Annotated in this window: 24 protein-coding genes; all 24 read left to right on the top strand. The window is 55.8% G+C overall.

Annotated features, from left to right (window positions below):
- Positions 1–102 precede the first annotated feature (102 nt).
- Positions 103–4,176, top strand: coding sequence for a DNA-directed RNA polymerase subunit beta (rpoB, locus tag J3P77_RS02540; protein ID WP_434679384.1), 4,074 nt, complete (start codon positions 103–105; stop codon positions 4,174–4,176).
- Between the two features lie 64 nt (positions 4,177–4,240).
- Positions 4,241–8,440 (top strand): DNA-directed RNA polymerase subunit beta', encoded by a 4,200-nt coding sequence (rpoC, locus tag J3P77_RS02545; RefSeq protein ID WP_434679385.1) that lies wholly within the window; start codon positions 4,241–4,243, stop codon positions 8,438–8,440.
- Between the two features lie 197 nt (positions 8,441–8,637).
- A complete protein-coding gene (gene rpsL, locus J3P77_RS02550) occupies positions 8,638–9,009 on the top strand; it encodes a 30S ribosomal protein S12 (RefSeq protein WP_002555494.1) in 372 nt (123 codons plus the stop codon).
- Positions 9,010–9,131: 122 nt separating this feature from the next.
- Positions 9,132–9,602: a 30S ribosomal protein S7 gene (gene rpsG / locus J3P77_RS02555; RefSeq protein ID WP_002555493.1), complete on the top strand. Its 471-nt coding sequence runs from the start codon at positions 9,132–9,134 to the stop codon at positions 9,600–9,602.
- A 30-nt stretch (positions 9,603–9,632) separates the two neighbouring features.
- Positions 9,633–11,735: an elongation factor G gene (fusA, locus tag J3P77_RS02560; protein ID WP_434679387.1), complete on the top strand. Its 2,103-nt coding sequence runs from the start codon at positions 9,633–9,635 to the stop codon at positions 11,733–11,735.
- Between the two features lie 31 nt (positions 11,736–11,766).
- Entirely contained in the window at positions 11,767–12,960 is a 1,194-nt protein-coding gene (tuf, locus tag J3P77_RS02565) for an elongation factor Tu (RefSeq protein ID WP_434679388.1), read from the top strand.
- Positions 12,961–13,100: 140 nt separating this feature from the next.
- Positions 13,101–13,412 (top strand): 30S ribosomal protein S10, encoded by a 312-nt coding sequence (gene rpsJ, locus J3P77_RS02570; protein ID WP_003186070.1) that lies wholly within the window; start codon positions 13,101–13,103, stop codon positions 13,410–13,412.
- 81 nt (positions 13,413–13,493) lie between these two features.
- On the top strand, positions 13,494–14,129 hold the full coding sequence (rplC, locus tag J3P77_RS02575; protein WP_002555490.1) for a 50S ribosomal protein L3: 636 nt from the start codon (positions 13,494–13,496) through the stop codon (positions 14,127–14,129).
- 12 nt (positions 14,130–14,141) lie between these two features.
- Complete coding sequence (gene rplD, locus J3P77_RS02580; RefSeq protein ID WP_434679390.1) at positions 14,142–14,744, top strand: 50S ribosomal protein L4; 603 nt, start codon at positions 14,142–14,144, stop codon at positions 14,742–14,744.
- Positions 14,741–15,040 (top strand): 50S ribosomal protein L23, encoded by a 300-nt coding sequence (gene rplW / locus J3P77_RS02585; RefSeq protein WP_002555488.1) that lies wholly within the window; start codon positions 14,741–14,743, stop codon positions 15,038–15,040. Before rplD ends, rplW begins: the two co-directional genes overlap by 4 nt.
- 14 nt (positions 15,041–15,054) lie before the next feature.
- Positions 15,055–15,879 (top strand): 50S ribosomal protein L2, encoded by an 825-nt coding sequence (rplB, locus tag J3P77_RS02590; RefSeq protein ID WP_007924198.1) that lies wholly within the window; start codon positions 15,055–15,057, stop codon positions 15,877–15,879.
- A 16-nt stretch (positions 15,880–15,895) separates the two neighbouring features.
- Positions 15,896–16,171: a 30S ribosomal protein S19 gene (gene rpsS / locus J3P77_RS02595; protein WP_004883670.1), complete on the top strand. Its 276-nt coding sequence runs from the start codon at positions 15,896–15,898 to the stop codon at positions 16,169–16,171.
- A gap of 13 nt (positions 16,172–16,184) precedes the next feature.
- The gene (gene rplV / locus J3P77_RS02600; RefSeq protein WP_002555485.1) at positions 16,185–16,517 is read left to right on the top strand and encodes a 50S ribosomal protein L22; all 333 of its coding nucleotides are present in this window, start codon (positions 16,185–16,187) and stop codon (positions 16,515–16,517) included.
- Between the two features lie 13 nt (positions 16,518–16,530).
- Positions 16,531–17,217 (top strand): 30S ribosomal protein S3, encoded by a 687-nt coding sequence (gene rpsC / locus J3P77_RS02605; protein WP_003176422.1) that lies wholly within the window; start codon positions 16,531–16,533, stop codon positions 17,215–17,217.
- 12 nt (positions 17,218–17,229) lie between these two features.
- On the top strand, positions 17,230–17,643 hold the full coding sequence (rplP, locus tag J3P77_RS02610; protein ID WP_003186052.1) for a 50S ribosomal protein L16: 414 nt from the start codon (positions 17,230–17,232) through the stop codon (positions 17,641–17,643).
- Positions 17,643–17,834 (top strand): 50S ribosomal protein L29, encoded by a 192-nt coding sequence (gene rpmC / locus J3P77_RS02615; RefSeq protein WP_002555481.1) that lies wholly within the window; start codon positions 17,643–17,645, stop codon positions 17,832–17,834. Before rplP ends, rpmC begins: the two co-directional genes overlap by 1 nt.
- A gap of 2 nt (positions 17,835–17,836) precedes the next feature.
- The gene (gene rpsQ / locus J3P77_RS02620; protein ID WP_002555480.1) at positions 17,837–18,103 is read left to right on the top strand and encodes a 30S ribosomal protein S17; all 267 of its coding nucleotides are present in this window, start codon (positions 17,837–17,839) and stop codon (positions 18,101–18,103) included.
- Positions 18,104–18,126: 23 nt separating this feature from the next.
- Positions 18,127–18,495 carry a 50S ribosomal protein L14 gene (gene rplN / locus J3P77_RS02625; RefSeq protein ID WP_002555479.1) on the top strand — a complete coding sequence of 123 codons (369 nt, stop codon included), beginning with the start codon at positions 18,127–18,129 and terminating at the stop codon, positions 18,493–18,495.
- An 11-nt stretch (positions 18,496–18,506) separates the two neighbouring features.
- Positions 18,507–18,821 (top strand): 50S ribosomal protein L24, encoded by a 315-nt coding sequence (gene rplX / locus J3P77_RS02630; protein WP_002555478.1) that lies wholly within the window; start codon positions 18,507–18,509, stop codon positions 18,819–18,821.
- Positions 18,822–18,841: 20 nt separating this feature from the next.
- Positions 18,842–19,381, top strand: a complete 540-nt coding sequence (gene rplE / locus J3P77_RS02635) for a 50S ribosomal protein L5 (protein WP_434679392.1) — start codon at positions 18,842–18,844, stop codon at positions 19,379–19,381.
- Between the two features lie 13 nt (positions 19,382–19,394).
- The gene (gene rpsN, locus J3P77_RS02640) at positions 19,395–19,700 is read left to right on the top strand and encodes a 30S ribosomal protein S14 (RefSeq protein ID WP_434679394.1); all 306 of its coding nucleotides are present in this window, start codon (positions 19,395–19,397) and stop codon (positions 19,698–19,700) included.
- Between the two features lie 212 nt (positions 19,701–19,912).
- Positions 19,913–20,305 (top strand): 30S ribosomal protein S8, encoded by a 393-nt coding sequence (gene rpsH / locus J3P77_RS02645; RefSeq protein WP_333407576.1) that lies wholly within the window; start codon positions 19,913–19,915, stop codon positions 20,303–20,305.
- 12 nt (positions 20,306–20,317) lie between these two features.
- A complete protein-coding gene (gene rplF, locus J3P77_RS02650) occupies positions 20,318–20,851 on the top strand; it encodes a 50S ribosomal protein L6 (RefSeq protein ID WP_044421721.1) in 534 nt (177 codons plus the stop codon).
- 10 nt (positions 20,852–20,861) lie between these two features.
- Entirely contained in the window at positions 20,862–21,212 is a 351-nt protein-coding gene (gene rplR / locus J3P77_RS02655; RefSeq protein ID WP_002555473.1) for a 50S ribosomal protein L18, read from the top strand.
- Position 21,213 lies beyond the last annotated feature (1 nt).

The following is a 21,213-nucleotide window of genomic DNA, read 5'->3' on the forward strand; positions in this document are numbered from 1 at the left end:
AGAACCACCGTAGGTGGCGCAGACCATGGGGTTTGCAAGATTTTCTGGCTGCTTCCGTCGGGAGGGAGCCAAACAAGCAGGTGACCAAGCTGGGGAACGCTGATGGCTTACTCATATACTGAGAAAAAACGTATCCGCAAGGACTTTAGCAAGTTGCCGGACGTAATGGATGTGCCGTATCTCTTGGCCATCCAGCTGGATTCGTATCGCGAATTCCTGCAGGCGGGAGCGACCAAAGATCAGTTCCGCGACGTCGGTCTGCATGCAGCCTTCAAATCCGTTTTCCCGATCATCAGCTACTCCGGCAATGCTGCGCTGGAGTATGTGGGTTATCGCTTGGGCGAACCGGCATTTGATGTCAAAGAATGCGTGCTGCGCGGTGTGACTTACGCTGTACCTCTGCGAGTCAAGGTTCGTCTGATCATCTTCGACAAAGAGTCGTCGAACAAAGCGATCAAGGACATCAAAGAGCAAGAAGTCTACATGGGTGAAATCCCCCTGATGACTGAGAACGGTACCTTTGTTATCAACGGTACCGAGCGCGTTATCGTGTCTCAGCTGCACCGTTCGCCAGGCGTATTCTTCGACCACGACCGTGGCAAGACGCACAGCTCGGGCAAGCTGCTTTACTCCGCTCGCATCATTCCATACCGCGGTTCGTGGCTGGACTTCGAATTCGATCCGAAAGACTGTGTATTCGTCCGTATCGACCGTCGTCGCAAGCTGCCTGCTTCCGTACTGCTGCGTGCGCTGGGCTACACGACTGAACAAGTGCTCGATGCTTTCTACACCACCAACGTATTCCATGTGCGCGGCGAAAGCCTGAGCCTGGAGCTGGTGCCTCAGCGCCTGCGTGGTGAAATTGCCGTTCTGGACATCCTGGATGACAAAGGCAAGGTTATCGTCGAGCAAGGCCGTCGTATCACTGCCCGCCACATCAACCAGCTGGAAAAAGCCGGGATCAAAGAGCTGGAAGTACCTCTGGACTACGTCCTGGGCCGTACTACCGCCAAGGTCATCGTGCACCCTGCGACCGGCGAAATCATTGCCGAGTGCAACACCGAACTGAACACCGAGCTGCTGGCCAAGATTGCCAAGGCTCAGGTTGTCCGGATCGAAACGCTTTACACCAACGACATCGACTGCGGTCCGTTCATTTCCGACACGCTGAAGATCGACTCCACCAGCAACCAACTGGAAGCGCTGGTCGAGATCTATCGGATGATGCGTCCTGGTGAGCCGCCGACCAAAGATGCTGCTGAAACGCTGTTCAACAACCTGTTCTTCAGTCCGGAGCGCTACGACCTGTCCGCTGTAGGTCGCATGAAGTTCAACCGTCGTATCGGTCGCACCGAGATCGAAGGTTCGGGCGTGCTGTGCAAGGAAGACATCGTTGCTGTCCTCAAGACGCTGGTAGACATCCGTAACGGCAAAGGCATCGTCGACGACATCGACCACTTGGGTAACCGTCGCGTCCGTTGCGTTGGCGAGATGGCCGAGAACCAGTTCCGGGTCGGTCTGGTACGAGTCGAGCGCGCTGTAAAAGAGCGTCTGTCGATGGCGGAAAGTGAAGGCCTGATGCCTCAGGACCTGATCAACGCCAAGCCGGTAGCTGCTGCGGTCAAGGAGTTCTTCGGTTCCAGCCAGCTGTCGCAGTTCATGGACCAGAACAACCCGCTGTCCGAGATCACCCACAAGCGTCGCGTCTCCGCACTCGGCCCAGGTGGTCTGACTCGTGAGCGCGCGGGCTTTGAGGTTCGCGACGTTCACCCGACTCACTACGGTCGCGTGTGCCCGATCGAAACGCCGGAAGGTCCGAACATCGGTCTGATCAACTCCCTGGCAGCCTACGCCCGTACCAACCAGTACGGCTTCCTCGAAAGCCCGTACCGCGTGGTGAAGGAAGGTCTGGTCAGCGACGAGATCGTTTTCCTGTCGGCGATCGAAGAAGCGGATCACGTCATTGCTCAGGCTTCGGCTGCGATGAACGAGAAGCAAGAGCTGATCGACGAACTGGTGGCTGTGCGTCACTTGAACGAATTTACGGTCAAGGCGCCTGCCGATGTTACCCTGATGGACGTTTCGCCCAAGCAGGTTGTATCGGTCGCGGCTTCCCTGATCCCGTTCCTCGAGCACGACGACGCCAACCGTGCGTTGATGGGTTCGAACATGCAGCGTCAGGCTGTACCGACTCTGCGCGCTGACAAGCCGCTGGTTGGTACCGGCATGGAGCGCAACGTTGCTCGTGACTCCGGCGTCTGCGTCGTGGCTCGCCGCGGCGGTGTGATCGACTCCGTCGATGCAAGCCGTATCGTGGTTCGCGTTGCCGATGACGAAGTAGAGCCAGGTGAAGCAGGTGTAGATATCTACAACCTGACCAAATACACCCGCTCGAACCAGAACACCTGCATCAACCAGCGTCCGCTGGTGAGCAAGGGCGATCGCGTTCAGCGCAGCGACATCATGGCCGACGGCCCGTCCACCGACATGGGTGAACTGGCGCTGGGTCAGAACATGCGCATCGCGTTCATGGCCTGGAACGGTTTCAACTTCGAAGACTCCATCTGTCTGTCGGAGCGCGTGGTTCAGGAAGATCGTTTCACCACGATCCACATCCAGGAACTGACCTGTGTGGCCCGTGACACCAAGCTTGGCCCAGAGGAAATCACCGCAGACATCCCTAACGTGGGTGAAGCTGCGCTGAACAAGCTGGACGAAGCCGGTATCGTTTACGTGGGTGCCGAAGTTGGCGCCGGCGACATTCTGGTAGGTAAGGTCACTCCGAAAGGCGAGACCCAGCTGACTCCTGAAGAAAAACTGCTTCGCGCGATTTTCGGTGAGAAAGCCAGCGACGTTAAAGACACATCCCTGCGCGTGCCGACCGGCACCAAGGGTACTGTCATCGACGTACAGGTCTTCACCCGTGACGGCGTCGAGCGTGACGCTCGTGCGCTGTCGATCGAGAAGTCCCAGCTGGACGAGATCCGCAAGGATCTGAACGAAGAGTTCCGCATCGTTGAAGGCGCGACCTTCGAGCGTCTGCGTGCTGCATTGGTCGGCCGCAAGGTCGAAGGCGGCGCGGGCCTCAAGAAAGGTCAGGACATCACCGACGAAATTCTCGACGGTCTTGAGCATGGTCAGTGGTTCAAACTGCGCATGGCTGAAGATGCTCTGAACGAGCAGCTCGAGAAGGCCCAGGCTTACATCGTTGATCGCCGCCGTCTTCTGGACGACAAGTTCGAAGACAAGAAGCGCAAGCTGCAGCAGGGCGATGACCTGGCACCGGGCGTTCTCAAGATCGTCAAGGTTTACCTGGCAATCCGTCGCCGCATCCAGCCGGGCGACAAGATGGCAGGTCGTCACGGTAACAAAGGTGTGGTCTCCGTGATCATGCCAGTCGAAGACATGCCGCACGATGCCAACGGTACTCCGGTGGACATCGTACTGAACCCGCTGGGCGTACCTTCGCGTATGAACGTCGGTCAGATCCTCGAAACTCACCTGGGCCTCGCTGCCAAAGGTCTGGGCGAGAAGATCAACCGCATGCTCGAAGAGCAGCGTAAAGTGGTCGAGCTGCGCAAGTTCCTCACCGAGATCTACAACGAGATCGGTGGCCGTCAGGAAAACCTGGACGAGTTCTCCGACCAGGAAGTTCTGGATCTGGCGAAGAACCTGCGCAACGGCGTACCGATGGCAACTCCGGTTTTCGACGGTGCCAAAGAAAGCGAAATCAAGGCAATGCTCAAGCTGGCAGATATGCCGGAAAGCGGCCAGATGCAGCTGTTCGATGGTCGTACCGGCAACAAATTTGAGCGCGCTGTAACTGTTGGCTACATGTACATGCTGAAGCTGAACCACTTGGTGGACGACAAGATGCACGCGCGTTCCACTGGTTCTTACAGCCTGGTTACCCAGCAGCCGCTGGGTGGTAAGGCGCAGTTCGGTGGTCAGCGTTTCGGGGAGATGGAAGTGTGGGCGCTGGAAGCATACGGCGCTGCGTACACTCTGCAGGAAATGCTCACAGTGAAGTCGGACGATGTGAACGGTCGTACCAAGATGTACAAAAACATCGTGGACGGCGATCACCGTATGGAACCGGGCATGCCCGAGTCCTTCAACGTGTTGATCAAAGAAATCCGTTCGCTCGGTATCGATATCGATCTGGAAACCGAATAACACGTGACGCGAATCGGGGGCAGGGCGGTATTGCCTGCTCCCTGCTCCGCCAGGAGGAAAGGCCTTGAAAGACCTACTGAATTTGCTGAAAAACCAGGGTCAAGTCGAAGAATTCGACGCGATCCGCATCGGGTTGGCGTCGCCTGAGATGATCCGCTCGTGGTCGTTCGGTGAAGTTAAAAAGCCGGAAACGATCAACTACCGTACGTTCAAACCTGAGCGTGACGGCCTGTTCTGCGCCAAGATCTTTGGCCCGGTCAAGGATTACGAGTGCTTGTGCGGTAAGTACAAGCGCCTGAAACACCGTGGTGTGATCTGCGAGAAGTGCGGCGTTGAAGTCGCGCTGGCCAAGGTTCGTCGTGAGCGCATGGCGCACATCGAACTGGCTTCGCCTGTTGCCCACATCTGGTTCCTGAAATCGCTGCCGTCCCGTATCGGCCTGCTGATGGACATGACCCTGCGTGATATCGAGCGCGTTCTCTACTTCGAGAGCTACGTCGTTATCGATCCAGGCATGACCACGCTTGAAAAAGGTCAGCTGCTGAACGATGAGCAGTACTTCGAAGCACTCGAAGAGTTCGGTGATGATTTCGACGCCCGCATGGGTGCCGAGGCCGTCCGCGAGCTGCTGCACGCTATCGATCTGGAGCACGAAATCGGCCGTCTGCGCGAAGAGATTCCGCAAACCAACTCCGAGACCAAGATCAAGAAGCTGTCCAAGCGCCTGAAGCTGATGGAAGCCTTCCAGGGTTCCGGCAACCTTCCTGAGTGGATGGTTCTGACCGTTCTGCCGGTTCTGCCGCCAGATCTGCGTCCTCTGGTTCCGCTGGACGGCGGTCGTTTCGCAACTTCCGACCTCAACGATCTGTATCGTCGAGTGATCAACCGTAACAACCGCTTGAAGCGCCTGCTTGATCTGTCCGCTCCGGACATCATCGTGCGCAACGAAAAGCGTATGTTGCAGGAAGCTGTGGATGCGCTGCTCGACAACGGCCGTCGTGGCCGTGCGATCACCGGTTCCAACAAGCGTCCTCTGAAGTCCCTGGCTGACATGATCAAGGGTAAGCAGGGTCGTTTCCGTCAGAACTTGCTCGGTAAGCGTGTTGACTACTCGGGTCGTTCGGTAATTACCGTTGGCCCGACCCTGCGTCTGCACCAGTGCGGTCTGCCGAAAAAGATGGCTCTGGAACTGTTCAAGCCGTTCATCTTCGGCAAGCTTGAAATGCGTGGCCTCGCCACGACTATCAAAGCCGCCAAGAAGATGGTCGAGCGCGAGCTGCCGGAAGTCTGGGACGTTCTCGCTGAAGTGATTCGCGAACACCCGGTACTGCTCAACCGTGCACCGACGCTTCACCGTCTGGGTATCCAGGCATTCGAGCCGGTTCTGATCGAAGGTAAGGCTATCCAGCTGCACCCTCTGGTCTGTGCTGCGTACAACGCCGACTTCGACGGTGACCAGATGGCCGTTCACGTGCCTCTGACCCTGGAAGCACAGCTCGAAGCGCGCGCACTGATGATGTCGACCAACAACATCCTGTCGCCAGCGAACGGTGAGCCAATCATCGTTCCTTCGCAGGACGTTGTATTGGGTCTGTACTACATGACTCGCGAAGCGATCAACGCCAAAGGCGAAGGTCGTGTGTTTGCTGACCTGCAGGAAGTCGATCGCGTATTCCGCGCCGGCGAAGCAGCGCTGCACGCCAAGGTCAAGGTTCGCATCAACGAAACGGTCAACGATCGTGATGGTGGCAGCGTCAAGAACACTCGTATCGTCGACACTACTGTCGGCCGTGCGCTGTTGTTCCAGGTGGTTCCGGCCGGCCTGTCCTACGACGTCGTCAACCAGCCGATGAAGAAGAAAGCAATCTCCAAGCTGATCAACCAGTGCTACCGCGTGGTTGGTCTGAAAGAGACCGTTATCTTCGCCGACCAGTTGATGTACACCGGTTTTGCCTACTCGACGATTTCGGGTGTTTCGATCGGCGTTAACGACTTCGTTATCCCGGACGAAAAAGCTCGCATCATCGATGCCGCGACAGAAGAAGTTAAAGAGATCGAAAGTCAGTACGCCTCCGGCCTGGTTACCCAGGGCGAGAAGTACAACAAGGTGATCGACCTCTGGTCCAAGGCGAACGACGAAGTTTCCAAGGCAATGATGTCGAACCTCTCGAAAGAGAAGGTCATCGACCGTCACGGCGTGGAAGTCGATCAGGAATCGTTCAACTCGATGTACATGATGGCTGACTCCGGTGCTCGTGGTTCCGCTGCCCAGATTCGTCAGCTGGCCGGTATGCGTGGTCTGATGGCCAAGCCGGACGGTTCGATCATCGAGACGCCGATCACCGCGAACTTCCGTGAAGGTCTGAGCGTACTCCAGTACTTCATCTCGACTCACGGTGCTCGTAAGGGTCTGGCGGATACCGCTTTGAAGACCGCTAACTCGGGTTATCTGACTCGTCGTCTCGTAGACGTCGCGCAGGATCTGGTAGTTACCGAAGTGGACTGCGGTACCGAACACGGCCTGCTGATGACTCCGCACATTGAAGGCGGTGATGTTGTAGAGCCTCTGGGTGAGCGCGTTCTGGGTCGAGTGATCGCCCGTGACGTATTCAAGCCGGGTACCGAAGACGTGGTTGTGCCTGCTGGCACGCTGGTCGACGAGAAGTGGGTTGAATTCATCGAGCTGAACAGCATCGACGAAGTCATCGTGCGCTCGCCAATCAGCTGTGAAACCCGTTACGGCATCTGCGCCAAGTGCTACGGTCGCGATCTGGCTCGTGGTCACCAGGTGAATATCGGTGAAGCAGTCGGCGTTATCGCTGCTCAGTCCATCGGTGAGCCGGGTACCCAGCTGACGATGCGTACGTTCCACATCGGTGGTGCGGCAAGCCGTACTTCCGCTGCCGACAGCGTTCAGGTCAAGAACGGTGGTACTGTCCGCCTGCATAACCTGAAGCACGTTGAGCGTGTCGACGGCCATCTGGTTGCGGTTTCCCGCTCGGGTGAACTGGCGATCGCAGATGACTTCGGTCGTGAGCGTGAGCGTTACAAACTGCCTTACGGTGCAGTGATTTCGGTGAAGGAAGGCGACAAGGTCGACGCTGGCTCTATCGTAGCCAAGTGGGATCCGCACACTCACCCAATCGTCACCGAGATGAAAGGTACTGTTACCTACGTCGGCATGGAAGAAGGCATCACCATCAAGCGTCAAACTGACGAATTGACGGGTATGACCAACATTGAAGTGCTCGATGTTAAGGATCGTCCAGCTGCAGGCAAGGACATCCGTCCAGCCGTGAAGATGGTTGGTCTGGATGGCAAGGATCTGCTGCTGCCAGGTACCGACGTACCTGCGCAATACTTCCTGCCGGCTAACGCCCTGGTAGGTGTTGCGGACGGTGCGCAGATCGCGATCGGTGATGTTATCGCTCGTATTCCGCAGGAAACTTCGAAGACTCGTGACATCACCGGTGGTCTGCCGCGTGTTGCCGACCTGTTCGAAGCTCGTCGTCCGAAAGAGGCGTCGATTCTGGCAGAAGTCAGCGGCACCATCGCGTTCGGTAAAGAGACCAAGGGCAAGCGCCGTCTGGTCATCACCCCGAACGACGGTAGCGATCCGTACGAAGAGCTGATTCCAAAGTGGCGTCACCTGAACGTCTTCGAAGGCGAACAAGTGAACCGCGGTGAAGTCATCTCCGACGGTCCTAGCGATCCACACGACATCCTGCGTCTGCTGGGTGTGAGTGCGCTGGCCAAGTACATCGTCAACGAGATTCAGGACGTTTATCGTCTGCAAGGCGTGAAGATCAACGACAAGCACATCGAGACCATCCTGCGTCAGATGTTGCGTAAAGTTGAGATCTCCGAGTCCGGCGATTCGAGTTTCATCAAGGGCGACCAGATGGAACTGACTCACGTACTGGTAGAGAACGAGCGCCTGAGCGCGGAAGACAAGTTCGTTTCCAAGTTCACGCGTGTACTGCTGGGTATCACCAAAGCATCGTTGTCGACCGAGTCGTTCATCTCCGCGGCCTCCTTCCAGGAGACAACCCGCGTACTGACCGAAGCGGCGGTAACCGGCAAGCGTGATTACCTGCGCGGCTTGAAAGAAAACGTGGTTGTGGGTCGTCTGATCCCGGCCGGTACCGGTCTGGCGTACCACAGCGAGCGCAAGCGTCGCCGTGAAATCGACAAACCTCTGCGCGTAAGCGCGAGCGAAGTTGAAGCCGCTCTGACCGAAGCGTTGAACTCAAGCGGTAATTGAGGCTGAGCCCCGACTTTTTCTTGCCTGGATTGACAGAAATTCTCGTCGGTCCAGGCACGGGGACGTCGGGGCTTTGTCTTGACTGGGGGCAGGATCCTCTTTAGACTCTTGTACCCCTAAATTTGGCGGGGCTCGCGCCCTGTCATTTGCTTTTCTTGTAAGACAATAGCGTCGCAAGACAACAGTGGAGCTAGTAGATGGCAACTATCAACCAGCTGGTACGTCAGCCGCGTAAGCGTATCGTCGAGAAATCCGACGTACCTGCGCTGCAGAACTGCCCGCAGCGTCGCGGTGTGTGCACTCGTGTGTATACCACCACGCCGAAAAAACCTAACTCGGCACTGCGTAAAGTATGCCGTGTGCGCCTGACCAACGGTTTCGAGGTTTCCTCGTACATCGGTGGTGAAGGTCACAACCTGCAAGAGCACAGCGTGGTACTGATCCGCGGCGGCCGTGTAAAAGACTTGCCAGGTGTTCGTTACCACACCGTTCGTGGTTCTCTGGATACATCCGGCGTTAAAGGCCGTAACCAGGGTCGCTCGAAATACGGTACCAAGAAGCCTAAGTAGTATTTGGTTTCTGATTAAAATTGCAGATTTCTATTTTTCTGAGTCGATAAGAGTAAGGTCGGGCTCATCCTTCATAGGATGGTGGTCCCGAGCTAACCTGAAGACCGTTTGAGGGCTTATCCATGCCAAGAAGACGCGTAGCAGCCAAGCGCGAAGTGCTTGACGATCCAAAATACGGAAGCCAGATTCTGGCGAAGTTCATGAACCACGTGATGGAAAGCGGCAAGAAAGCCGTTGCCGAGCGTATCGTTTATGGCGCGCTGGAGAAGGTGAAGGAACGTAAGAACAGCGACCCCCTGGAAATCTTCGAGAAAGCTCTCGACGCCATCGCTCCGCTGGTCGAAGTAAAGTCGCGCCGTGTAGGCGGTGCTACTTACCAGGTTCCTGTCGAAGTTCGTCCGTCCCGTCGTAATGCTCTGGCAATGCGTTGGCTGGTAGACTTCGCGCGCAAGCGCGGTGAGAAGTCCATGGCTCTGCGTTTGGCTGGCGAACTGCTGGACGCCGCTGAAGGTAAAGGTGCTGCAGTCAAGAAGCGTGAAGACGTGCACCGTATGGCCGAGGCCAACAAGGCTTTCTCGCACTACCGCTTCTAAATTCAGCGTCACTAATTTTGCGAGGGCTTTATGGCTCGTACTACACCGATTAACCGCTACCGTAACATTGGTATCGTTGCTCACGTGGATGCTGGTAAAACCACCACCACCGAGCGCGTCCTTTTTTACACTGGCGTAAATCACAAGATGGGCGAAGTGCATGACGGCGCTGCGACCATGGACTGGATGGTGCAGGAGCAGGAGCGTGGTATTACCATTACTTCCGCTGCCACCACCGCGTTCTGGGCCGGCTCGAACAAGCAGTTCGAAAAGCATCGCTTCAACATCATCGATACCCCCGGTCACGTTGACTTCACCATCGAAGTAGAGCGCTCCCTGCGCGTACTCGACGGCGCGGTCGTTGTGTTCTGCGGTACCTCGGGTGTTGAGCCGCAGTCGGAAACCGTATGGCGTCAGGCCAACAAATACGGCGTTCCACGTCTTGTTTACGTAAACAAGATGGACCGTGCCGGTGCGAACTTCCTGCGCGTGATCGGTCAGATCAAGCAGCGTCTGGGTCACACTCCGGTGCCTATCCAGCTGGCTATCGGCGCAGAAGACAACTTCCAGGGTCAGATCGATCTGATGACCATGGAAGCGGTTTACTGGGACGACGCTGACAAAGGTATGGCTGCTCGTCGCGAGCCGATTCCTGCTGAGCTGCAGGACCTGGCTGACGAATGGCGTAGCAACATGGTTGAGGCTGCGGCCGAAGCCAACGAAGAGCTGATGAACAAGTACCTCGAAGGCGAAGAGCTTTCCATCGAGGAAATCAAGGCCGCTCTGCGTCAGCGCACTATCGCTGGCGAAATCGTCCTTGCTGTTTGCGGTTCGTCGTTCAAGAACAAGGGTGTTCCTCTGGTTCTTGATGCTGTTATCGACTACCTGCCGGCCCCTGTTGACATTCCTGCCATCAAGGGTTCCGACCCGGATGACGAGACTGTTGAAATGGAGCGTCACGCAGACGACAGCGAGCCGTTCTCGGCTCTGGCGTTCAAGATCGCTACCGACCCGTTCGTTGGTACGCTGACGTTCGCTCGTGTTTACTCGGGTGTTCTGAGCTCCGGCGACGGCGTGATCAACTCCGTTAAAGGCAAGAAAGAGCGCGTGGGTCGTATGGTGCAAATGCACGCAAACACCCGCGAAGAGATCAAGGAAGTACGCGCTGGCGACATCGCGGCCCTGATCGGCATGAAGGACGTCACCACTGGTGATACCCTCTGCTCCGCTGAAAAGCCAATCATCCTGGTTCGTATGGACTTCCCGGAGCCGGTAATTTCGGTAGCCGTTGAGCCAAAAACCAAGGATGACCAGGAAAAAATGGGTATCGCTCTGGGCAAGCTTGCTCAGGAAGACCCTTCTTTCCGCGTCAAGACTGATGAAGAGACTGGTCAAACGATCATCTCTGGCATGGGCGAGCTGCACCTGGACATCCTGGTTGACCGGATGCGCCGTGAGTTCAACGTCGAAGCCAACATCGGCAAACCACAGGTTTCCTATCGTGAGAAGATCACGAAGGCTTGTGAGATCGAAGGCAAGTTCGTTCGCCAGTCCGGCGGTCGTGGTCAGTTCGGCCACTGCTGGATCCGCTTTGCACCTGCTGACGAAGGTCAGGAAGGTCTGCAATTCGTGAACGAAGTGGTAGGTGGTGTGGTTCCTAAGGAATACATCCCTGCTATCCAGAAGGGTATCGAAGAGCAGATGAAGAACGGTGTTGTTGCCGGCTATCCGCTGATCGGCCTGAAGGCGACCGTTTTCGATGGTTCTTACCACGACGTCGACTCCAACGAGATGGCGTTCAAGGTGGCAGCCTCCATGGCGACCAAGCAACTCGCTTCCAAAGGCGGCGGTGTTGTTCTTGAGCCGATCATGAAGGTTGAAGTTGTTACACCTGAGGACTACATGGGTGACGTGATGGGTGACCTGAACCGTCGTCGTGGTCTGATCCAGGGTATGGAAGACACGGTTTCCGGCAAGGTAATCCGCGCCGAGGTTCCGTTGGGTGAGATGTTCGGTTACGCAACCGACGTTCGCTCCATGTCCCAGGGTCGCGCGAGCTACTCTATGGAATTCTCCAAATACTCCGAAGCTCCGTCGAATGTCGTCGAAGCTATCGTTAAAAAACAAGGCTGATTCAGCCCCTTTAGGCTAGGAGTTCACTGTCGTGGCTAAAGAAAAATTTGAACGTAACAAACCGCACGTCAACGTTGGCACCATCGGTCACGTTGACCACGGTAAAACCACTCTGACCGCAGCACTGACTCGCGTTTGCTCCGAAGTTTTCGGTTCCGCAAAGGTTGACTTCGACAAGATCGACAGCGCCCCGGAAGAGAAAGCTCGTGGTATCACCATCAACACCGCTCACGTTGAATACGATTCGGCCGTGCGTCACTACGCGCACGTTGACTGCCCAGGTCACGCCGACTACGTAAAAAACATGATCACCGGTGCTGCCCAGATGGACGGCGCGATCCTGGTTTGCTCGGCTGCTGATGGTCCGATGCCACAGACTCGCGAGCACATCCTGCTGTCCCGCCAGGTTGGCGTTCCGTACATCGTTGTCTTCCTGAACAAGGCTGACATGGTTGACGACGCTGAGCTGCTGGAACTGGTCGAAATGGAAGTTCGCGATCTGCTGAGCACCTACGACTTCCCAGGCGACGACACTCCGATCATCATCGGTTCGGCTCTGATGGCTCTGAACGGCCAAGACGACAACGAGATGGGCACCTCTGCTGTCAAGAAGCTGGTTGAGACTCTGGACAGCTACATCCCAGAGCCAGTCCGTGCTATCGACAAGCCGTTCCTGATGCCAATCGAAGACGTATTCTCGATCTCCGGTCGCGGTACTGTTGTAACTGGTCGTGTTGAGCGCGGCATCATCAAGATCCAGGAAGAAGTAGAAATCGTAGGTCTGCGTGACACTACCAAGACTACTTGCACTGGCGTTGAGATGTTCCGCAAGCTGCTGGACGAAGGTCGTGCTGGTGAGAACTGCGGCGTTCTGCTGCGTGGCACCAAGCGTGACGACGTTGAGCGTGGTCAGGTTCTGGTCAAGCCAGGTACCGTCAAGCCGCACACTCAGTTCGAAGCTGAAATCTACGTTCTGAGCAAAGAAGAAGGTGGTCGTCACACTCCATTCTTCAAAGGCTACCGTCCACAGTTCTACTTCCGTACTACTGACGTAACTGGTAGCTGCGAACTGCCGGAAGGCGTTGAGATGGTAATGCCAGGTGATAACGTCAAAGTTGCCGTTACCCTGATCAAGCCAATCGCAATGGAAGACGGTCTGCGTTTCGCTATCCGTGAAGGCGGTCGTACCGTCGGCGCCGGCGTCGTAGCCAAAATCATCGCTTAAGCGTTGATTCAAGAAAAAGCCCCCGCTTGCGGGGGCTTTTTTATTGGGTTGACACTCTGTTAGGTCGTCTATAGAATTGCGCCTCCTTTTAACGGGCGTATTGCGCTCGGTGGGAACAGCAATCTGGAGTCTGAAATCCAATGCAAAATCAGCAAATCCGTATCAGGTTGAAGGCTTTTGACCATCGCCTGATCGACCAATCAACCCAGGAAATCGTGGAAACCGCGAAGCGTACTGGGGCACAGGTGCGTGGTCCGATTCCACTGCCGACCCGTAAAGAGCGGTTCACCGTTCTGGTTTCTCCGCACGTCAACAAAGACGCGCGCGACCAGTATGAGATCCGTACTCACAAGCGCGTTCTGGACATCGTCCAGCCAACGGATAAAACCGTTGACGCTCTTATGAAGCTCGATCTTGCGGCCGGTGTGGAAGTACAGATCAGCCTCGGCTAAGACTTGGGTCTTAGTCGTGTAACGCTCTGAAATGGGCGGCCATAGCGGGTGAAAGCCCCGTACACTCATGAGGTTTACAACATGACTATTGGTGTAGTCGGTCGTAAATGCGGTATGACCCGTATTTTCACCGAAGAAGGTGTCTCCATTCCGGTCACGGTCATTGAGATCGAACCGAATCGCGTCACTCAGTTCAAAACCGAAGAAACCGATGGCTATCGTGCAGTGCAAGTCACTGTAGGCGAGCGTCGCGCTTCGCGTGTTACAGCCGCTCAGGCTGGCCACTTCGCCAAGGCGAACGTAGCTGCCGGTCGTACCGTAATGGAATTCCGTCTTGAAGAAGGCGACTACCAGGCCGGCGACCAGATCAACGCTGAAATCTTCGCTGCTGGTCAACTGGTTGATGTAACCGGTCAGTCCAAAGGTAAAGGCTTCCAGGGTACGATCAAGCGCTGGAATTTCCGTGGTCAGGATAACACCCACGGTAACTCCGTCTCCCACCGCGTCCCAGGCTCTATCGGCCAGTGCCAGACTCCTGGTCGTGTATTCAAGGGCAAAAAAATGTCCGGTCATATGGGCGCTGAGCGCGTGACCGTGCAGTCCCTGGAAGTAGTGCGCGTGGACGCTGAACGCAATCTGTTGTTGGTCAAGGGTGCTGTTCCTGGCGCTACTGGCGGCAACCTGGTTGTACGTCCGGCAGCCAAGGCTCGCGGTTAAGGGGAAGCTGACATGCAATTAAATGTAAATGACGCTCAGGCAATCGAAGTTTCCGAACTGACTTTTGGCGGCGAATTCAACGAGACGCTGGTTCACCAGGCAGTCGTGGCCTACATGGCTGGCGGTCGTCAGGGTAGCAAGCAGCAGAAGACCCGTTCTGACGTATCCGGTGGCGGTAAGCGCCCATGGCGTCAAAAGGGTACTGGCCGCGCTCGTGCCGGTACTATCCGTAGCCCGATCTGGCGCGGCGGTGGTACTACTTTCGCAGCACGTCCACAGGATCACACCCAGAAGCTCAACAAGAAGATGTATCGCGCAGCTCTGCGCTCCATCCTTGCTGAACTGGTTCGTACCGAACGTCTGGTCGTGGTTCAGGACTTCGCTGTTGAAGCACCGAAAACCAAAGATTTGCTGAATAAGCTGAATGGCATGGGCCTGACTGACGTCCTGATCGTGTCTGATGCTGTTGACCAGAATCTGTACCTGGCTGCTCGTAACCTGCCACACGTTGATGTTCGTGACGTGCAGGGTTCCGATCCAGTTAGTCTGATCGCATACGACAAAGTGTTGATCACTGTGTCGGCCGTGAAGAAATTCGAGGAGCTGCTGGGATGAACCAGGAACGCGTATTTAAAGTTCTACTTGGCCCGCACGTTTCCGAGAAGGCCACAGTTCTGGCTGACAAGAAAGGCCAGTTCGTTTTCAAGGTTGCTACTGACGCAACCAAGCTGGAAATCAAGAAGGCCGTCGAAAGCCTGTTCAGCGTGAAAGTAGAGCGTGTTACTACCCTGAATGTTCTGGGTAAGAGCAAGCGCACTGCTCGCGGTCTGGGCAAGCGTAATGACTGGAAGAAGGCAGTTATCTCCCTTCAGCCAGGCCAAGATCTCGATTTCAGCAGCAGTGCTGAGTAAGGAAGGGGTGCATCATGGCAATCGTTAAATGCAAACCGACTTCCCCTGGCCGCCGTTTTGTGGTCAAGGTGGTCAACCAGGAGCTGCATAAAGGCGCTCCTCACGCACCGCTGCTCGAGAAAAAATCGAAGTCTGGTGGTCGTAACAACAATGGCCGTATCACTACACGTCACGTGGGTGGTGGTCATAAGCAGCATTATCGTCTGGTCGACTTCCGTCGCAACGACAAGGATGGCATCGCTGCCACCGTCGAGCGTATCGAATACGATCCAAACCGTACTGCTCACATCGCTCTGCTGCTGTACGCAGATGGCGAGCGTCGCTACATCATCGCCCCTAAAGGCGTGAGTGCTGGCGACCAGCTGATCGCAGGTGCTCTGGCACCGATCAAGCCGGGCAACGCTCTGCAGCTGCGCAACATTCCAGTTGGTAGCACCGTACACGGCATCGAACTGAAGCCAGGTAAAGGCGCACAGATCGCTCGTTCCGCTGGTGCTTCGGCACAGCTGATCGCTCGTGAAGGCGTGTACGTTACCCTGCGTCTGCGTTCCGGTGAAATGCGTAAAGTTCTGGCTGAATGCCGTGCAACGCTGGGTGAAGTCTCGAACTCCGAGCACAGCCTGCGTTCCCTGGGTAAAGCCGGTGCCAAACGCTGGCGTGGCGTTCGCCCAACCGTTCGTGGTGTTGCCATGAACCCGGTTGACCACCCACATGGTGGTGGTGAAGGTCGTACCTCTGGTGGTCGTCATCCGGTATCGCCGTGGGGCTTCCCGACTAAGGGCGCGAAGACTCGTGGTAATAAGCGTACCGACAAAATGATCGTCCGTCGTCGCAAGTAAATAGAGGGATACGACAGTGCCACGTTCTCTGAAAAAAGGTCCTTTTATCGATCTTCACCTACTGAAGAAGATCGAAGTGGCGGCGGAAAAGAACGATCGCAAACCAGTTAAAACCTGGTCGCGTCGTTCGATGATCCTGCCACAAATGGTCGGTCTGACCATTGCTGTGCATAACGGTCGTCAACATGTTCCCGTTCTCGTGAGCGAAGACATGGTCGGCCATAAACTGGGCGAGTTTGCCGGTACCCGCACTTATCGTGGGCACGTGGCAGACAAGAAAGCCAAGCGTTAAGGGGTAAGGAACGATGGAAGTAGCCGCTAAGTTGTCGGGCGCTCGAATCTCCGCCCAGAAAGCCCGCTTGGTCGCCGACCAGATCCGCGGGAAGAAGGTGGGCGAAGCGCTCAACCTGTTGGCTTTCAGCAGTAAGAAAGCCGCCGAGATCCTGAAGAAAGTGCTGGAGTCGGCTGTAGCCAACGCCGAGCATAACGAAGGCGCAGACGTTGATGACCTGAAGGTCTCCACCGTTTTCGTCAACGAAGGGCGTTCGCTGAAGCGCATCATGCCACGTGCTAAAGGCCGTGCTGATCGCATCGTCAAGCGGTCTTGCCATATCACTGTCAAGGTTGCTGACAAGTAACGGAGTCGAAGAGATGGGTCAGAAAGTACATCCCATTGGCATTCGCCTGGGAATCGTCAAGGAGCACACCTCCGTCTGGTACGCAGACGGTCGGACTTATGCGGACTACTTGTTCGCTGATCTGAAGGTGCGTGAGTATCTCCAAGACAAACTAAAAAGCGCGTCCGTAAGCCGTATCGATATCCATCGTCCGGCTCAGACAGCACGTATCACCATCCACACCGCTCGTCCCGGCATCGTGATCGGCAAGAAAGGTGAAGATGTTGAGAAACTGCGTCAGGACCTGACCAAGCAAATGGGTGTGCCTGTGCACATCAATATCGAAGAGATCCGCAAGCCGGAGCTCGACGGTATGCTGGTTGCGCAGAGCGTAGCTCAGCAGCTGGAGCGTCGTGTAATGTTCCGTCGCGCCATGAAGCGCGCTGTACAGAACGCCATGCGCATTGGTGCCAAAGGCATCAAAATCCAAGTGAGCGGTCGTCTCGGCGGTGCTGAAATCGCACGTACTGAATGGTATCGCGAAGGTCGTGTGCCACTGCACACCCTGCGTGCCGACATCGACTATGCCAACTACGAAGCTCACACCACTTACGGTGTGATCGGTGTAAAGGTTTGGATCTTCAAAGGCGAAGTAATTGGTGGTCGCCAAGAAGAACTGAAACCACAAGCACCAGCGCCTCGTAAAAAAGCTGCTAAGTAAGGGGTACGCCAAATGTTGCAACCAAAGCGTACGAAGTTCCGCAAGCAGATGACCGGCCACAACCGTGGTCTGGCACTGCGCGGTAGCAAAGTCAGCTTCGGCGAGTTCGCGCTGAAGTCTGTTGCTCGTGGTCGTCTCACCGCTCGTCAGATCGAGTCAGCGCGTCGTGCACTGACCCGTCACGTAAAACGTGGCGGCAAGATCTGGATCCGTGTGTTCCCGGACAAGCCTGTAACCAAAAAGCCCCTCGAAGTTCGTATGGGTAAAGGTAAGGGTAACGTGGAGTACTGGGTTGCCCAGATTCAGCCAGGCAAAGTCCTGTATGAAATCGAGGGTGTTTCTGAAGAGCTGGCGCGTGAGGCTTTCGCCCTGGCTGCTGCAAAGCTGCCGCTCGCCACCTCCTTTGTTAAGCGGACGGTGATGTGATGAAAGCGAATGAACTTCGTGAAAAATCAGCACAGCAGCTGAACGAGCAACTGCTCGGCCTGCTGCGCGACCAGTTCAATCTGCGTATGCAGAAAGCAACTGGCCAGTTGGGGCAGTCTCACCTGCTCTCGCAAGTTAAGCGTGACATTGCTCGCGTGAAGACTGTGCTCAACCAGCAGGCAGGTAAGTAATCATGGCTGAAGCCGAAAAAACCGTCCGTACGCTGACTGGCCGTGTTGTCAGCGACAAGATGGACAAGACCATCACCGTTCTGATTGAGCGTCGCGTCAAGCACCCAATCTACGGTAAATACGTTAAGCGTTCGACTAAGCTGCACGCGCACGACGAAACCAACCAGTGCCATATCGGCGACAAGGTCACGATTCGTGAAACTCGTCCGGTAGCCAAGACCAAGTCTTGGGCGTTGGTTGATATCCTCGAACGCGCTGTGGAAGTCTAAGGGCTAGGGGTCGGAGAAATTATATGATTCAGACTCAATCCATGCTCGATGTGGCCGATAACAGCGGCGCACGCCGCGTTATGTGCATCAAGGTGCTTGGTGGCTCCCATCGTCGTTACGCTGGTATCGGTGACATCATCAAAGTAACCGTCAAGGAAGCAATTCCTCGCGGCAAGGTGAAGAAAGGCCAGGTGATGACTGCTGTTGTAGTCCGCACCCGCCACGGCGTTCGTCGTGCAGACGGCTCCATCATCCGCTTCGATGGCAACGCTGCTGTTCTGTTGAACAACAAGCAAGAGCCGATCGGTACCCGTATCTTTGGGCCAGTGACCCGTGAACTTCGTACTGAGAAGTTCATGAAGATTGTCTCGCTCGCCCCAGAAGTGCTGTAAGGAGATCCGACATGCAAAAGATTCGTCGTGACGACGAGATCATCGTGATCGCCGGCAAAGACAAAGGTAAGCGCGGTAAGGTGCTCAAGGTTCTCGCTGACGACCGTCTGGTCGTTGGTGGGATCAACCTGGTGAAGCGTCATACCAAGCCTAACCCGATGTCGGGCGTACAGGGCGGTATCGTCGAGAAAGAAGCGCCACTGCACGCTTCCAACGTCGCCATTTTCAACGGCGCAACCAACAAGGCTGACCGCGTTGGTTTCAAAGTTGAAGACGGCAAGAAAATTCGTGTCTTCAAGTCGACCCAAAAAGCGGTTGATGCTTGAACACTGCTAGGTAGAAGACCATGGCACGACTGAAAGAGATTTACCGGAAGGAAATCGCTCCGAAGCTTAAGGAAGAACTTAAGCTGGCGAACGTGATGGAAGTTCCGCGCGTTACCAAAATCACCCTGAACATGGGTTTGGGCGAAGCGATCGGTGACAAGAAAGTCATCGAGCACGCTGTTGCTGACCTGGAAAAGATCACCGGTCAAAAAGTCGTCGTGACTTACGCTCGGAAATCCATCGCTGGCTTCAAAGTCCGCGAAGGCTGGCCGATCGGCGTCAAGGTTACTCTGCGCCGTGACCGTATGTACGAATTCCTAGATCGTCTGCTGTCGATCTCCCTGCCTCGGGTTCGCGACTTCCGCGGCCTGAATGCCAAGTCCTTCGATGGTCGTGGTAATTACAGCATGGGTGTTAAAGAGCAGATCATCTTCCCGGAAATCGACTACGACAAGATCGATGCTCTCCGCGGTCTGGACATCACCCTGACCACCACTGCCAAGAACGATGAAGAAGGCCGCGCTCTGCTGCGTGCTTTCAAATTCCCGTTCCGCAACTGATTGGAGTAGGAAAATGGCCAAGAAGAGCATGAAAAACCGTGAGCTGAAGCGTCAGCTCACCGTTGCCAAGTACGCCAAGAAGCGTGCCGAGCTGAAAGCAACCATCGTTGATCTGAACGCAAGTCCAGAAGCTCGTTGGGAAGCTACCGTAGCTCTGCAGAAGCAACCACGTGACGCAAGCGCTTCGCGCATGCGTAACCGTTGCCGCTTGACTGGTCGTCCGCACGGCGTATACCGCAAGTTCGGCCTGGGCCGTAACATGCTGCGTGCTGCTGCAATGCGTGGTGACGTGCCAGGTCTGGTCAAGGCCAGCTGGTAAGCGCACATCTCGTCTCAACCCGGTCGGTCTCCTTGGAGATGGGTCGGAGTTGAGCCCGAGTTTGAATCAAGCCCCTTTTGGGGCTTGATTCATTTCTGGGGTAGGTCTAGAATTGCCGGCTCGCCTGAGCCCGTGTTTTCACTTGCCCGGAAAATCTCGGCGACAAGCTGTAGCCGTAAGGCTAATTATTTTGTTTTAGGAGCGTCTAGCCCATGAGTATGCAGGACCCGTTAGCGGACATGCTAACTCGTATCCGTAATGCCCAGATGGCTGAAAAGCCCGTCGTAAGCATGCCATCTTCCACGTTGAAGGTTGCTGTAGCCAAAGTCCTGAAGGACGAGGGTTACATTGCGGGTTATCAGATCAGCAGCGAAACCAAACCGTCGCTGTCCATCGAGCTTAAGTACTTCGAAGGCCGTCCGGTCATCGAAGAGGTTAAGCGCGTCAGCCGTCCAGGCCTGCGCCAGTACAAGTCCTCCGACGATCTGCCAAAAGTACGTGGCGGTCTTGGTGTGTCTATCGTCTCCACCAACAAAGGTGTGATGACGGATCGTGCTGCGCGCGCTGCCGGTGTCGGCGGCGAAGTGCTTTGCACTGTGTTCTAAGGGGGGATAAGCATGTCACGCGTAGCTAAGAACCCCGTTAAGTTGCCATCCGGCGTCGAAGTCAAACTCGTCGGCCAGCAGCTTTCGGTGAAGGGTGCCAAGGGCACTCTGGAACTGAACATCCATTCGTCTGTTGAGATTGTTGAAGAAGCTGGTGAGCTGCGTTTCGCTGCTCGCAATGGCGATCAACAAACCCGCGCAATGGCAGGCACAACTCGTGCACTGGTTAACAACATGGTCCAGGGCGTAAGCCAAGGCTTCGAGCGCAAGCTCCAGCTGGTCGGTGTTGGTTACAAGGCGCAAGCAAAAGGCTCGGTCCTGAACCTGGCACTTGGCTTCTCGCACCCGGTGGATTACGAATTGCCGAATGGCATCACCGCTGAGACCCCCAGCCAGACCGATATCTTGATCCGTGGTATCGATAAGCAGTTGGTTGGTCAAGTGGCCGCTGAGATCCGCGACTTCCGCCGTCCTGAGCCGTACAAAGGCAAAGGTGTGCGTTACGCGGACGAAGTCGTCCGCCGTAAAGAAGCCAAGAAGAAGTAGGGCATAGCAAATGACCGTCAAAAAAGTTACCCGACTGCGTCGCGCTCGCAAAGCACGCCTGAAGATGCACGAACTCGAAGTCGTTCGTCTCTGCGTGCACCGCTCTTCGCAGCACATTTATGCCCAGGTCATTTCGGCCGACGGCAGCAAAGTCCTGGCAAGCGCCTCGACTTTGGACAAAGAACTGCGTGATGGTGCCACTGGCAACATCGACGCGGCCACTAAGGTTGGCAAGCTGGTCGCCGAGCGCGCAAAAGCCGCGGGCGTATCGCAAGTGGCTTTCGACCGTTCTGGCTTCAAGTACCACGGCCGTGTCAAAGCGCTGGCTGATGCTGCTCGTGAAGGCGGGCTGGAGTTCTAAG

Origin of the sequence: Pseudomonas sp. R1-18 (assembly GCF_051132095.1) — a bacterium.
In the GTDB taxonomy this organism is placed as follows: domain Bacteria; phylum Pseudomonadota; class Gammaproteobacteria; order Pseudomonadales; family Pseudomonadaceae; genus Aquipseudomonas.